Genomic DNA, 14,540 nt, shown 5'->3' on the forward strand with positions numbered 1-14,540 from the left:
TTAGTTGCCCCGGGGGTTATTTAAGCTTTGCAAAAACCGAATCAGCAGGAGCTTGTTTGGGAATAATGGTAGTGCTGTCTTTCAAGCCTATCAGGCCTTCCAGCACTACCTGGTCTCCTGCTTTCAATCCGCTGGTTACGATAAAATACTGGCCATTGTCAGATGGCATTACTGTAATGGCATCGCTGGACACTTTGTTATTTCGATCCATGATGTACACCAGTCTTTTGTCCTGCAATTCATATGTGGCGCTTTGCGGAATTACCATGGCTGAATCAACAATCGTAGGCAGCCTTACGGTAGCACTGGCACCACTGCGGATAATCCCCAACGGATTTGCAAAGATGGCTTTGAAAGTAGCCGTACCGGTTTCGGTAGAAATGAGTCCGCTGGCCAAAGCAACTTTTCCTTTCTCAGGATATACCGACCCGTCAGCAAGTAATAAGGTAGCAGGCGGCATGTTATTAATCTTTTGTTGTATGGTAGCACCAGCTGTAGTGGAAAAATATTGCAGCAATTGTTTTTCGTTGAGCGAATAATAAGCATATACAACCGCAATGTTGGACAGGGTTGTAAGCGGTGCCGTATTGGTGTTATTGATCAGTGCGCCAATCTTATAAGGAATCATACCAATTACTCCGTTCGCCGGGCTACGCAATATGGTATAACCTGCATTGGTACGGGCATTGGCCAGTGCGGCTTTGGTCTGGGCAAGGGCTGCTTCTTTTGCCTTCAACGAATACTCTGCAGACTGCAATTCAAACTTGCTAACGATATCCCTTTCAACTAAAGGCTTTACTTTGGCCACCTGCATTTTGGCTGCGTCAACATCAGACTCAGCACTGCGGATCATGGCAGATGCAGTTACTACTTCTTGCTCATATTGCGGATTGCTGATGCGGAAAAGCAACTGACCTTTTGTAACAGCGGCTCCTTCCTGCACATAAATGGCGTCAAGGTAACCGTCAATTTTGGGCCTGATTTCGATGATCTCCTGGCCTTGTATGGTAGCTGGGAAATCCAGGTTGACCGAGGCTTTACGCGGACTCATAGTAAGTACCTTATAAGCCTTCGGTGGCTGGGCGACACGTGGATCGAACGTTTTTTTATCAGAAGCACCACAGGAATGTAGCAAAATGCACAAGAGTGCTATTGGAATATACAAAGCGTGTTTTGGTTTCAATACTAATTTTTTTTGCGCACAAGTTAAATCAGGAAGTCTTAAAAAAAGAATTATAAAAATACCGGCTCTGAAATTTGCGACTGCAAAAATGCTGCGAAACGATTAAATGTTGCGACCAAACTATTGTTTCACCAGTGGATAAACGTGATACCCCACACATCTGTTATTTTGACTATCCGAAGTAATTCTATAAAATAAAAAAACAATGTCTTTTAAAATCGACTCTGCTGTTGTTGAATTTTAAAAGACACCTCGTTTTTTGGTATGCATAAATACCCGAACTAAAAAAGTCATTTTATTTATGCATCTCTATGTAAATCATTTTGGCGTATTTGCCCGGTACTCTTTATTAAAAAAATAGGATTAGGCATTCAATTCGCAAATCTATTGCCCCGATCCTTTAGGTCGGGGATTAAAGAATGCTTTTGGCTTCGGGCTTTAGCCCCAATAAACCTCATTGTTAAAATAATGTGGCTAAAGCCATAAAGAAAGTTCATTGTTTACCCCGACCTAAAGGATCGGGACAATAAAAAACACAGCGATAGAATGTGTTTGCGAATTAGGCGCTTGATCCTAAAAAAGACTATTGTGGAACTGTAAATTCATAAGTACCGGATTGCAATGCATAAACTGCTTTTCCTTTATCAAACCTGATGAACTTAACACCCTGGCTGTTTGCAGCTGGCTTGCCACCTTCCTTTATATTTTTTATATCCTTTGCCGGAAGATAAAGCGTGGCTGTTGTATTGGCTGGAACCGTTGCAGTGTATGTCAACACGCCTTTCTCCATTTTCCAACTGCTGCTGATTCTACCGTAATCAGAATCGTAGTATCCCCTGGCCCACGTCATCTCTCCTGTGGGGTCGGGTTCTGGTTGAAGAATGAATTTTTTAAAGCCCAGCTCATCCCGCTGTATTCCCAATGAATAGGCCATCATCCATTGACCGATGGCGCCAAATGAATAATGATTAAAAGAGTTCATACTGTTGTTGCCACCAAAGCCTTTGTCTGTTGTATACCCATTCAGGCGCTCCCAAATAGAAGTGGCGCCCTGGTCAACCGCATACAACCAGGAAGGAAACTGGTTATTTTGAAGCAGCTTATACGCAAGATCGCTGTTGCCATAATCGGATAATGCTTTACTAACCCAGGCCGTTCCTATAAAGCCTGTCATCAGGGAATAATTTGGACGCTCTATACCATCATCGCCGGTGTTTTTTCTTTCAACCGCTTGTTTTAAATTCTTCACCATAAAGGGTATATTCTCTTCATTAAATGCATTGAGTGCCAGCCCTACTGCGTATGCCGTTTGTACATCTGCCACCTTCCATTCCTGCTTCTGTCCTGCTGAGCCAAACATGCCACCACCAATAAGCCCAATCGCTTTTTTGTTAACGTTTACAAAGGTTTTATTGAAGAACATTTTGCGTTCATCATACATTTTTTTGAACCTCGCAGCGTCATTTTTATTGTTGAGTATTACGGCCACTTTGGTCATAATGTCCAAATCGAAAATATGGTACACAGTAACCAGGAAATCTGTACCCAACTGGTTATTCTGAGGTCCGAGCCAATCACCTAACTGCCTGTCAGTACACAAGCCCGTCGTTTTATCAATGCAACTATCCAGGTAATTGATGTAAGTAACCATAGCCGCATAATGTTCCTGCAGCAAAGCGATGTCATTGTACTGCTGGTATGCTTCCCATGCAACTGTAATGCCGGCACTGCCCCAGAGCAAACCGCCAAAGCCACCGCCCACAGGAGCTACATCGGTGAATTTTCCTTTGGGCGTTTGCACGTCACGCATGGCAAACATATGTCGTCTTAAAAATTGATCTGCATTGGAAAGATAAGTGGCAGTGCGGGAAAAAACACTGATGTCGCCCGACCAGCCCATGCGTTCATTGCGTTGTGGACAATCAGTCGGAATGGTTAAAAAATTGTCGACATTCGACCACACTAAATTCGACCATAACTTATTTACTTTTTCATTGGAAGTTGCGTAGTCTGACGTTATTTTTTTGACAGAGCTGATGCACAACCCGTGTACTGCTTCCAATGGCAACGCTTCATCCATGCCACTGATTTCAATGTACTGATAACCGTGTGAAGTAAAATGCGGCTGCCATATTTGTTCGCCATCTTTCATCACATAGGTATCCTGGCTCAATGCTGCCCGGTAATTTTCTGTCATCAATAAGCCCACATTATTTCCCGATTCTTTTAAGTCAGGATACAACACTTCAGCAACCCTTACCGTCAATTTTTGTCCGGCCTTACCATTTTTTATTTCGATCTTTGGAACACCGACAAAATTTTGTCCCATATTGTAAACGAATACGCCTTTGCTCACTTCCTTTACAGTTTTCGCAACAAGTGTTTTGTACAAGCCGGCGTTCTCTCCTATCTGTCCAATCAGCGCTGATTTATCATAGCTGATGTTTTCTTTTTCGCCCATAAACCCAACTGCACCTTCCCGGTAGGCCGTTCCTTCTAACGGAATATTTAATGCTGTTTTCCATTTGTTGTCATCATAACTTGCGGTACTCCAATTATTAACGGCTGCTTCCCTTGTTGCATCATACACTTCGCCCATATCCAGGCTGCTGTATATTACCGGGCCATTGTTATAATACTTCCAGTTCTTTTCATTGGATGTAATAATATCTTTTGTCCCATCATCATAAGTAATCACCAGTTTAGCCAGTAATGATTGCCTGTCTCCAAAATGATTCCATACCGTACCAAAGCTCAGCAGACCACTCCACCAGCCTTCGCCCAGCATGGCACCAAGTGCGTTTTGTCCACTGTTTACCATGCCGGTAACATCATAGGTTTGGTACAGATGCGTGACATTATACTGGGTAAGGCCGGGGTTAAAATAATCCTCACCCACCCGCTTGCCGTTCAGGTATACTTCGTAAATACCACGGGATGTAACGTACAGCCTTGCTGCTTCAATTTTTTTACCGGCAGTTGCAAAATTTGTCCGTAGCATGGGCATTGCATTGTGGCTTGGATCGGCTACAACAAAAAGGCCTGCGCTACCACCATCTACCTGGTAGGCATTATTTTTTATGCTGAAGCCCGATTTGTTATCTGCAGTAAACATTTTATAAATACCATCGTATGCAGGCTTTGCAAGGTCTTCGTAAAACAAGGTATTGGCCGGGTTACGGATATTGGATACGGTTACATTGGAGAAGGCTGCCTGTTGTCCGGCATCTGCAGAAAAGCCCATATCACAGAGCATTCCAAATGTAATATAATCGCCGCCGGAACCCATGGGGTTTAAATTTACAACAGCGCCTTTATCAAATGAGGGATAAGGCCTGGCGCCCGCTGATTCCTTTTTTGGCTCAGTTACAAAAAATGAAAGGCTGTCATCCAGCATTACAGATAGCTTACCAAATTCATCTTTGATTGCAATGCGGTGGTTGCTGTTTTTATTGCTGCTGTTAATAAATTCTGTTTTAATATCAAAGGTTTTTATCGCCTTCGATGCTGTATCTTTTGGTGTGTATCCGGCACGGTAAAAATGCAGTTTTGCCCTGCCTGCCGGTGTTCCGTCCACGCCTGAAACATCCAGTTCAACTTTCAGGTAACTCTGGTTCTTTGCGTTTTGCACCTGGAAGATATTCTTGTTTTTATCCATCAGTCTTGGATCATTTGCACCCAATACAATACTTGCCTTTGAACTTCCCTGTGCTATTGCCAGTGTATATTTTAAATTAAATAATGGCAGGTATTTGGAATAGAGTACCAAGTCTTCATTGCTTCCACCAATCCATGAAGCGCCATCCCATGCAGACAATGCAGGGTTCATCAGCCCGGTCTCAAACCACGAAGCTGCCTTTGTTGCTTTTCCTTTCTGATCCCAGGCAGTCACAGCCCAATTATATCTTGTTGCTGCTTTTAACGGAACTCCGGCATACACTATTCCAAGGGCAGTCCCATCGGCAATTTTTTTTGAGTTCCATACAACAACTCCTTTTGCATCTTTCACCTCCAGTTGGTAAGCAGTTTGCGCATAATTTCTTTCACCGGCAGGTGCGGCCATTTGCCAGCTAAAGCGGGGCAATTTTACATCAATGCCAATAGGTGTTTTGGTATATTCCACCCGCAGGTTATCAATAACTGCCTGGGCCATGATGGAATTAGTCAGTAAAAAAATTATGCCCATCAATAATACAGGCAACATTAATTGTTTGGTTGTTGAAGATCGTTGGTTCATATGGAGCATGCTGTTTTTAAAATTAACTTATGGCAGAAGACTGTTGGTAATTGAATTACCCGCCTTAATGGTTTTGTATTTATAAAATTTCATCAGCAATCGTGTTACTGATTAACTGCGGTATAGCTGATTGTATATTCTTTTCCCTTTTCCAGATTAGCTTCATATTGATTGCCGCTGATTTTGCGAATCATTCCATTTTTTGTTGAAGGCGTTTTGTCACTTTTAAAACGAAGCAACCCTTTTCCATCTACTGTATTAATTTTTATTTGTGTTAGGGTAACTGACACTGCAATGTCACCCTGCGGTGTTGGTACCTTTCCTTCCATCCATTTCAATCCGCCGAGGTCCGGTTCTATTACATATTCAGCATAGCCGGGTGCGGTTGGTTTAACTCCAAGATAATATTTGCCCAACAAATACAAAGGACTTGCACCCCAGGCATGACATAAACTTTTACCAAACGGTCGGCCATACATGGCATAACGGGCAGCTCCTTTTTCAAGCGGATCATATGCCTCCCAGAAAGTGGTGGCGCCTTCTTTCAGCATGCCGCCCCAATAGTCTTTCATTTCTTTCAATACATATTTTTGCTGACCGGTTTCTGCCAGTGCTGCCAGCTCATAAAACCGCATGTATGGTGTAGTAATTTTCTGCACCTTGTCATTCATCAGCACATTGCTTTTTACCGCTGCTGTTTTAGCAGAATCAATATAGCCCATCATTATGGCAAACATGTTGGCATAACGCGTAACCTGTTTATCCACTACACCATTTTTTCTGCCAGAAATAAAGGCCTGCTGTTGCGGATCCCAAAAAGTATCTACGATTTTTTTTCTTAAATCAACAGACAGCTGTTTATACTTTGCCGCTTTTGGCTCGTCTTTCATCAGCGAAGCACACACGCTCATTGATTCCAGGCTGCGGGCCAGCAACAATTGCATCGCACTCAGCTCCCCATCTTTTTCCATGGGTGCCCAGTCTAAAAATACCCAGTCACCGGGCAGGCCTTCTACCATGTCATTGCTGTTTCTTCTCTTCAACACAAAATCCATTAAGGTAACCATGCGTGGATAAATGCTTTTTAAAAATTGTTCGTCGCCTGAATATTGGTAATAATCATAAATGCCCGTGAACCAATACAGCGAATAATCCAGTATCGTATTGATGTGTGCTTCTACAGGCTCTGCACCACGCAAGGCCCAGGTTGATCTTTTCACCGCCTCGTTATCAAAAAAGGAATAATAGTTCATCAGGTAAGATTGTACGGCGTCGCCTGACCATACCCAGTGATCCCGTTTAATGCCATCCAGGAAAAACTCTCTTGTATTCAGTTGCAATGTGCGGGCGGCCACATTCCATATCTTGTTTACTTCTTCATCAGAACAGTTGAATGCACCGCGATTATTTAACGGAAGATATTCATACATCATGGACACATCATTAAAACTAATGGCATCATCATATTGAATGTTTACAAAACGAAAAGCCCTGGAATGGTCTGCTGTAAAATCACCCTTGGCTTCTTTGACGGAATATTGATCCAATGTTTCGCATGAGTCCAGCGACATGGCTTCTTCCAGCGACTCGCCATAATACAAAGTCATTTTTCCGCTGCCAACAAGATTTTTGAGGCGTACAAAACCGATTGTTTCTTCACCGAAATCTACCATTACCGAATGCGGACCTTTAGTTGTCTTTACCGCCTTAAGTTCTTTGGTGGCCAGTTTATATTGAGATGGCAGGGCTTCTTTGCTGTTAAAATTCCAACTCCCGGCATGCCCATCTTTGGCTTTTCCAACTATATTCTCATCGGAGTTGTTATGCACTGTTTCTACATTCCATGTTGTGCCGGAATTGATCGTTTTACCCTCTACAAAAACAGCAGGCGGTGTAACCTGGTTGTACACCTGGAAATTAATATTGTGCTTGCCGGCCGGTATGGTAATGTGCTGAATTCCGCTCTGCACGTACCTTCCATCAATAGTTACATTGTATTGTCCTTCTACGGTGGCTTCAATTGTTTCCGGTGAAGCCAGCTCTACCTCTTTCGAAAAATTTACTACAACCTGGTGACTGAAAACCTGCCAGAAAGGAGGAATGGAAGCATTTCTTTCTGTACGCTTTGTCTGCACCCGGTTGCTCAGCCAAATTTCAAAATCGCCGGGATACCATATCCATGTGGCTTTGGTCTGCGCAGCGATTGTATTAAATAAAAAAGAAGCAAATACAGTTAACAGGATTAACCTGGTCCGTTTTGTTTTAAGTTGGATCATAGCAAGCAATATTTTTTAGGAAGATGACTTCCTTTTTAAGATGTTATAAACGATGCCATGCAGCAATATACAATAGTAGTGTCAGCATAACAATCTGCGGTAAAAGTATTTGTAATTACCGGACTTACTATCCTGTACTTACATGGGCAGTAGTATTTGCGTCATCAATCGTATATACCGGCAAATTAATTCATTGTGTCAGTATAACACAAAATCAAGTCCTGCTGATTGAGGTGCTTAAAAAAACAGTATTTTCGATAATACCTATTTTTTTATTACCCAGACGTGCCGCCTGGTAAAAACCATATCTTGCGGAGAAATAACCGCTTTTAGATGGCCTCTGAAAATATTTATAGCCTGATTACCATTGACGAATATGCTGTAACGCCCAAATACATGCAGCTTACCAATTCTATTGTAAAAGCCATTGAAAAAGGGAAAATTGAAAAAGGCTACCAATTGCCTTCCATCAACGATTTAAGTTTTGAGTTGGACATTTCCCGCGACACTGCGGAAAAAGCCTATAAGCATTTAAAGAAAAGAGGCGTAATTGGTTCCGTGCCGGGTAAGGGCTATTTTATCAGCAATGCGAATGTAAAGCAACCCATTAAAATATTCTTGCTGTTTAATAAACTGAGCACGCATAAAAAAATATTATACGATGCTTTTGTGGCCAGTATTGGCAAAGATGCGGTCATTGACTTTTACATTTACAACAATGATTTTGCCTTGTTCAGAAAATTGCTTGAGAACAAAAAAGATGATTACACCAATTACGTTATCATCCCTCATTTTTTAGAAGGTGGTGAAAAAGCAAATGAAATTATCAACACCATACCAAAAGAAAAATTGCTGCTGCTGGACCAGTTGTTGCCCGGCGTAGCAGGCAATTTTGCGGCAGTGTATGAAGACTTTGAAAAGGATTTGTATGAAGCGCTGGAACAAGTGTTGGAGCGGTTAAGTCATTACCAGACCATCAAAATTATTTTTCCTGATTACACCTACCACCCTAAAAAAATACTGGAAGGATTTTACCGATTTTGCACACAGTATGCTTTTAATTACGAGGTGGTAGCCAATGTAAATAAAACGACTATTTCAGCAGGCGAAGTATTTATAAGCCTGATGGAAAATGACCTGGTGGTGCTGATAGAAAAAATCATTGAAACAAAACTGGAAGTGGGTAAAGAGGTTGGGGTAATATCTTACAATGAAACACCGCTGAAAAAAATAATCCTCAATGGTATTACCACCATTTCTACAGATTTTCATTTAATGGGCCAGAAGGCAGCTGAACTTATTTTAGCAAAATCTACAGAACATGTTGCTACGCCGTTTCATTTAACGTTGCGGGCGTCATTGTAACGGCTTGACAGGGCTCCGGCATGGCTGCTGGACAACATTTACTGTACTGATAACTTTAATGCTGCGACAAAACTCCAAGTACGATTCCTACGTAACGGATACAAATTGTAACTGCTTGCTACCCACATATTGCCCTCATAGGGCAGTGCGGTCTAGCTTTGCATCTCATGTTCCATCGGAACAACATATGGGTAGAAAATATCCAGCAAATGTAAACAGCGTTCCGCAGGAACGCTATGTGCAATGTCGCAGTATCCCACAAATAACACGACCGGATTAACGCTCCGCTACGCTTCGGTGAAAGCTGCTTTATGCACCAATAGTACACGTGTGCGACGCAACGATGCTGATTTTAGTACCTTTGCCGGGACAAAAAATAAAATAATACTTAAGCGAATAACAGAATGAAATTTTTTCCGGAATCGGCCCTGGTGCAGTTGGAATATGAAAAGGTGAAAACCTTGCTGGCAGAGTATTGCCGCACTGAATACGGCAAAGCAAAAGCAAATAACTTACGTATACACACAAGAAAGGATTTTATAGAAACCGATCTGCGGCAGGGATATGAATATAAACTGGTAATGCAAACCGGTCAGTATTTTCCCAATGATTTTGTGCTGAATGTGAGCAGGGAAATTAAACTCCTCAGCATACCCGGCGCTGTGTTAACGGGCGAACAATTTTTATTTATCCGCAAGCTGGCAGAAAACACCAGCAATATTTTCAGGTGGTTTGACAATGAGCGGCGCCTCGCCTACCCCGCCCTGACCAAAGTGATTGAAAACACGTATTACGAAAAGAGCATTACAGAACTGATAGATGATATACTGGATGAATCGGGCAGCGTGAAAGACAGTGCCAGCGAGGAATTGGCCAAAATAAGAATGAGCCTGTACCGCAAACGCAACGAATTAAGAAAGGTGTTTGACCGCCTGGTAAGCAAACTGAATAAACTGGGCCACCTGGCAGATATTGAAGAAAGTTTTATGAATGGCCGCCGCGTACTGGCCGTGTTTGCTGAACAAAAGCGCATGATCAAAGGCGTGCTGCACGGCGAAAGTGACAGTCGCCGCACCACGTTTATTGAGCCGGAAGAAACCACAGAATTAAACAATGAAATTTTTTCGCTGGAGCATGAAGAAAGCCGCGAAGTATATAAAATTTTACGCAAACTTACCCAGCAACTAAGCGTGTATGCGCCGCTGTTAAAAACCTATCACGATACGGCGGGTGAGTTTGATTTCATTTATGCCAAGGCCAAATGGGCCATTGCAACGGGCGGCAATTTTCCGCAGTTGTACGATAAGGCGCACATTCATTTGATCAATGCCTACCATCCGCTGCTGTTATTGTACAACCAAAAAAGCAATAAGCCTACTATACCCGTAAATATTACGCTGAATGATAAGAACCGCATATTGGTAATCAGCGGCCCGAATGCGGGCGGCAAAACGGTTACATTAAAAACAGTGGGACTGCTACAGTTGATGATGCAGAGTGGCCTGCTGGTGCCCGTTCACCCCGACAGTGAGATGGGGATTTTTAAACAGATCATGATTCATATTGGTGATACGCAGAGTTTGGAATTTGAGTTGAGTACTTACTCCAGTCACCTGAAAAATATGAAACATTTTATGGAGAACGCCAATGGCAAAACGTTGTTCTTTATAGATGAGCTGGGTAGCGGCAGTGACCCGAATTTGGGCGGCGCTTTTGCAGAAGTGATTATGGAAGAACTGGCACATAAACATAGTTTTGGCATTGTTACCACGCATTACCTTAACCTGAAAGTGATGGCCAATAAAGTGCCGGGCATCATCAATGGCGCCATGCAGTTTGATGAAAAGAACCTGGTGCCGATGTACCGGCTGATTACCGGAAAGCCAGGTAGCAGCTACACTTTCTCCATTGCCGAAAGAATCGGGCTGGATAAAAAACTAATCGACAAAGCCAGGACGTTGGTGGATGAAGATCATTTTACGCTGGATAAATTACTCAACCGCACCGAGCAGGACCTGCAAAAAATTGATCTTGAAAAAAAGGAGCTCAGCCATTTATTAAAAGAAAATGAGCGGCTGAAAAAAGAAATGCAGCAGGTGCTGAATAAAGAAAAACACAACCAGGAAATTGAACGCCTGAAACACCAGAATAAATTATCAGAAAACCAGCTGCAGTATTTAAAAGATATGGAGCGCAGGCTGAAAGCGATGGTGATTGAATGGCGCCGGTCGGATGATAAAGACAAGGTGGTAAAAATGATTCACGCCTTGCTGTTTAACCAGAAAGAAAAAATGGTGAATGAAAAGCAGCAAAAGAAACTGAATGAAAAATTTATACATGTACAAGGCGAAGTAAAACCCGGAGATAAAGTAATGATGCGGCAGAACCGCCAGGTGGGCATATTAAAAGAGATCAGGGGCAAAAAAGCCATTGTGCAGTTGGGCGTGGTACCACTGACCGTAAGCCTGAACGATTTAAGCCTGGTGCTGGAAAAAGAGCCGGCAGGCGAAGACAGCTAATTGCAACCCTCTTTTTTGCGGGTATCGGTGATACCCATAATTTTCCAGTTGCCCTCTCTTTTGATCAATGTAAAAACATCCACACCGCAGTGATAGAATTGCTCGTTAAAAAATAGTTTGTACGGCGTCCATGCAATGGCCATGGCGCCGTCAATTTTTATATCAAAACTCAGCGGACGTTCATCTATATTTTTTCCCTTTAAATCGGTCACCTGTTTTAAAAAATCGACCATTTTTTCTTCTTCCAAAACGGTAGTACCGGTTTTTGTCTGCATAATAGAATATAAAAAACAAGCCGAATCCAGCGTGCTGTTGATGAGTGCCGAATCATTGCTTTTCATGCCGGCAAAAAAAGTAGTAATGGATTTTTTAATGGCATCCGTTTCGGGTTGTGCGATAACCCTGTTGCAGAAAAATAGGAATACAAGAAGAGCTGTTAATTTCATTGGTTTATATATTTATGGATAAAGATTGGCAATTTTTTGAACACGGTAACAAATATTTTATTAGTAGCTATGAAGTCCCGGATGCCCGTGCTTAGGGCTGTTGCAGCGATCTCCACAAACCGCATTTGAAATAAAATAGCATTAATGCAATTTATTTTTGGTAGATAAAGTGCAACACTATTATTTTGCACCCGGAGAGTTGGCAGAGCGGTCGATTGCGGCAGTCTTGAAAACTGTTGACTGTAACAGGTCCTGGGGTTCGAATCCCTAACTCTCCGCTGAAATCACTAATTTAAGATTAAGATTTATAAGAATCCCTGCAAAATCAAGCATTTGCGGGGATTCTTGTTTTTAGCTTTACCTCATTTTACCCCTCTTTTTAGCTGTTTTCCGTGCGTAATTCGGTGAGTCTTTTCTAAATTGAAAAAGACTCACCAGACTTTACACAAAAGGCTATTTATTAACAGTTTACACAAAAGCAACTATCTTTTTTAAGTCTTGAAAAAATTAATTTTAAACTTTAAAAAAGTGCGTAAATGGAACAAAGTTTTGGTTTTATATTTTTTCTTAGAAAAAATAAGGGAAATGATCAGTCGCAGCAAATTGTTTACATGCGGATAACGGTTGATTGTCAGCGTAGTGAGATCAGTACAAAGCGAAAATGCAATCCAGCCTGCTGGCACGTGGATGCCGGGCGAATGAGCGGCAAGACAGATGACGTTAAGGCCTTTAACGCTTACCTGGACGTTTTACAACACAAAGTATACGAAGCAAAAAAACAGCTGATTGAATTAAGTAAACCAGTCACTGCAGACAACATTAAAAACCTGTTGCTTGGCATAGAAGAGGAAAAACCGAAATACATGTTGCTGGAAATATTCAGGCAACATAATCAACAGGTGGCAGCATTGGTTGGACGGGATTATGCCCCTGGCACTTTAACTAGGTATGAGACTTCTTACAAACATACCCGTGCTTTTTTATTATCGAGATATAAGAAAGATGATATTGACGTCAATCAGCTCAAATATGAATTTATCACTGAATACGAGTTCTGGCTGAAGACTGTTCGTAATTGTGCGCACAATAGTGCTATTAAATACCTGGCTAATTTCAGAAAAATTATCCTTCGTTGCCTTCGCAATGGCTGGTTGGCAAAAGATCCGTTTGCCGGTTTCAGCATGGTAAAAAAGGAGGTAGACCGCGTAGCGTTAACAGAAAATGAATTACAAAAATTAGCAGCTGTTAAATTAAATGCGGAGAGGTTATCACTCGTGAGGGATATTTTTTTATTTAGTTGCTATTCGGGTCTTGCCTATGCCGACGTTAAGAAACTGAAACGGTCTGAAGTGGCAGCCGGCATTGACGGCGAAAAATGGATCTTTATAAAAAGACAAAAGACCGACGCCTTGTCCAGAATTCCCCTGCTGGCGCCTGCCGCTGAGATTCTCCACCGTTATGCAGCAGACCCGCAATGTTTATTGAAAGATCGGCTGTTACCCATTTTAAGCAATCAAAAAATGAATGCCTATCTCAAGGAGATAGCCGACTTATGCGGTATCAGTAAAAGTCTTACGTACCATATTGCCCGCCATACTTTTGCAACTACGGTTACTTTAAGCAACGGCGTTCCCATTGAAACTGTTGCTAAAATGTTGGGCCACCGCAACCTGAAAACTACGCAGCATTATGCAAAAATCCTGGATAAGAAAATTAGTGATGATATGAAAAGTGTACGACTAAAATATTCGTAAGAGGCAGCTGATCTATGAATGCCTGTTAATAGATTTATTAACAGGCATTCATTTTCTTTTTTATAAAATGTTGTAAATTTATAAAAAGGATAAGTGATGAAAGATTTGATGCAGCAGATGAAGTCCTTGCTATTGTTTGACTTCGCCACACAGCCGGAATATATCCGCTCCACGTTTACCCACACGCATGTAGATTACCAGCAGATTTTTCCGCATTGGTGCCCGGGAGCCACCCGAAAAAAGCTGATTGCCACTTTCTGGTACCGGCATATACCGGCACATTTTGCGATGATGATTTCCCTGTCATTTATGATAGTATTTTTTACGGGAGGTATGGCAAGTGTTTCTTTGCTTCCATCGTTGACGCTGAGCCTGCCTGCTTTTATTATACTTTTCTTTTGTACTTATTTGCCATTTTATTACCGCGATTTTCTTCCTACCCTTGACATGGTGATGGCAGAAAAAGAAAAGTCAGTGCTGGCAGATGAGGCTCTAAAAAAATGTAAACGCAGCCAGTATTCCATTCCCTCCCTCACTATTATATTTTATGTATTCTGCAAGATCAGTGCCGTTACTGTACCCGCCGCCAATGATCCTTCAGCCATTCTTTTAAATGGCTTACTCGGCGTTGACAAGGATAAGCTGAAACAAAATCTTTCCCGCATGCAAAAAATATCGCGGCTGACTCCCAAAGAAAAAGCCGAACTGCAAAAGGGAATAGAAGTCGCCCGGCAGTTTTTTGCAGCCCTGGATGCCGCCA

Annotated in this window: 8 protein-coding genes and 1 tRNA gene; 5 read left to right on the forward strand and 4 right to left on the reverse strand. The window is 42.1% G+C overall.

All coding sequences use genetic code 11. The features are described 5' to 3' along the window. Nucleotides 1-16 precede the first annotated feature (16 nt). The 3 genes from QWZ08_RS10450 to QWZ08_RS10460 form a co-directional block, all read right to left on the reverse strand. Nucleotides 17-1,183: an efflux RND transporter periplasmic adaptor subunit gene (locus QWZ08_RS10450; protein ID WP_290337352.1), complete on the reverse strand. Its 1,167-nt coding sequence runs from the start codon at nucleotides 1,181-1,183 to the stop codon at nucleotides 17-19. Nucleotides 1,184-1,766: 583 nt separating this feature from the next. Next, the gene (locus QWZ08_RS10455) at nucleotides 1,767-5,420 is read right to left on the reverse strand and encodes a family 78 glycoside hydrolase catalytic domain (protein ID WP_290337353.1); all 3,654 of its coding nucleotides are present in this window, start codon (nucleotides 5,418-5,420) and stop codon (nucleotides 1,767-1,769) included. Between the two features lie 104 nt (nucleotides 5,421-5,524). After that, a complete protein-coding gene (locus QWZ08_RS10460; RefSeq protein ID WP_290337354.1) occupies nucleotides 5,525-7,696 on the reverse strand; it encodes an alpha-L-rhamnosidase-related protein in 2,172 nt (723 codons plus the stop codon). A gap of 333 nt (nucleotides 7,697-8,029) precedes the next feature. Between QWZ08_RS10460 and QWZ08_RS10465 the strand changes: the two genes are divergently transcribed. Both QWZ08_RS10465 and QWZ08_RS10470 read left to right on the forward strand, forming a co-directional pair. After that, nucleotides 8,030-9,061 (forward strand): GntR family transcriptional regulator, encoded by a 1,032-nt coding sequence (locus tag QWZ08_RS10465; RefSeq protein ID WP_290337355.1) that lies wholly within the window; start codon nucleotides 8,030-8,032, stop codon nucleotides 9,059-9,061. A 404-nt stretch (nucleotides 9,062-9,465) separates the two neighbouring features. After that, a complete protein-coding gene (locus QWZ08_RS10470) occupies nucleotides 9,466-11,580 on the forward strand; it encodes an endonuclease MutS2 (protein WP_290337356.1) in 2,115 nt (704 codons plus the stop codon). Here the strand turns inward: QWZ08_RS10470 and QWZ08_RS10475 are convergent. Further along, nucleotides 11,577-12,026, reverse strand: coding sequence for a nuclear transport factor 2 family protein (locus tag QWZ08_RS10475; RefSeq protein ID WP_290337357.1), 450 nt, complete (start codon nucleotides 12,024-12,026; stop codon nucleotides 11,577-11,579). The genes QWZ08_RS10470 and QWZ08_RS10475 overlap by 4 nt on opposite strands. A 193-nt stretch (nucleotides 12,027-12,219) precedes the next feature. On the opposite strand from QWZ08_RS10475, the gene QWZ08_RS10480 reads away from it, so the two are divergent. The 3 genes from QWZ08_RS10480 to QWZ08_RS10490 form a co-directional block, all read left to right on the forward strand. After that, nucleotides 12,220-12,304, forward strand: a tRNA-Ser gene (locus tag QWZ08_RS10480). Nucleotides 12,305-12,562: 258 nt separating this feature from the next. Further along, the gene (locus tag QWZ08_RS10485; protein ID WP_290337358.1) at nucleotides 12,563-13,780 is read left to right on the forward strand and encodes a site-specific integrase; all 1,218 of its coding nucleotides are present in this window, start codon (nucleotides 12,563-12,565) and stop codon (nucleotides 13,778-13,780) included. 96 nt (nucleotides 13,781-13,876) lie between these two features. Next, on the forward strand, nucleotides 13,877-14,540 hold a 664-nt coding region (locus QWZ08_RS10490; RefSeq protein ID WP_290337359.1), incomplete at its 3' end, for a hypothetical protein.

Origin of the sequence: Ferruginibacter paludis (genome assembly GCF_030409685.1) — a bacterium.
GTDB classification, from domain to species: domain Bacteria; phylum Bacteroidota; class Bacteroidia; order Chitinophagales; family Chitinophagaceae; genus Ferruginibacter; species Ferruginibacter paludis.

Excerpts from the sequence above, each read along its gene's own strand:
- QWZ08_RS10460 (WP_290337354.1), bottom strand. The coding sequence starts at position 7,696 with ATGATCCAACTTAAAACAAAACGGACCAGGTTAATCCTGTTAACTGTA.
- QWZ08_RS10470 (WP_290337356.1), top strand. The coding sequence starts at position 9,466 with ATGAAATTTTTTCCGGAATCGGCCCTGGTGCAGTTGGAATATGAAAAG.
- QWZ08_RS10485 (WP_290337358.1), top strand. The coding sequence starts at position 12,563 with ATGGAACAAAGTTTTGGTTTTATATTTTTTCTTAGAAAAAATAAGGGA.
- QWZ08_RS10455 (WP_290337353.1), bottom strand. The coding sequence starts at position 5,420 with ATGAACCAACGATCTTCAACAACCAAACAATTAATGTTGCCTGTATTA.
- QWZ08_RS10475 (WP_290337357.1), bottom strand. The coding sequence starts at position 12,026 with ATGAAATTAACAGCTCTTCTTGTATTCCTATTTTTCTGCAACAGGGTT.
- QWZ08_RS10465 (WP_290337355.1), top strand. The coding sequence starts at position 8,030 with ATGGCCTCTGAAAATATTTATAGCCTGATTACCATTGACGAATATGCT.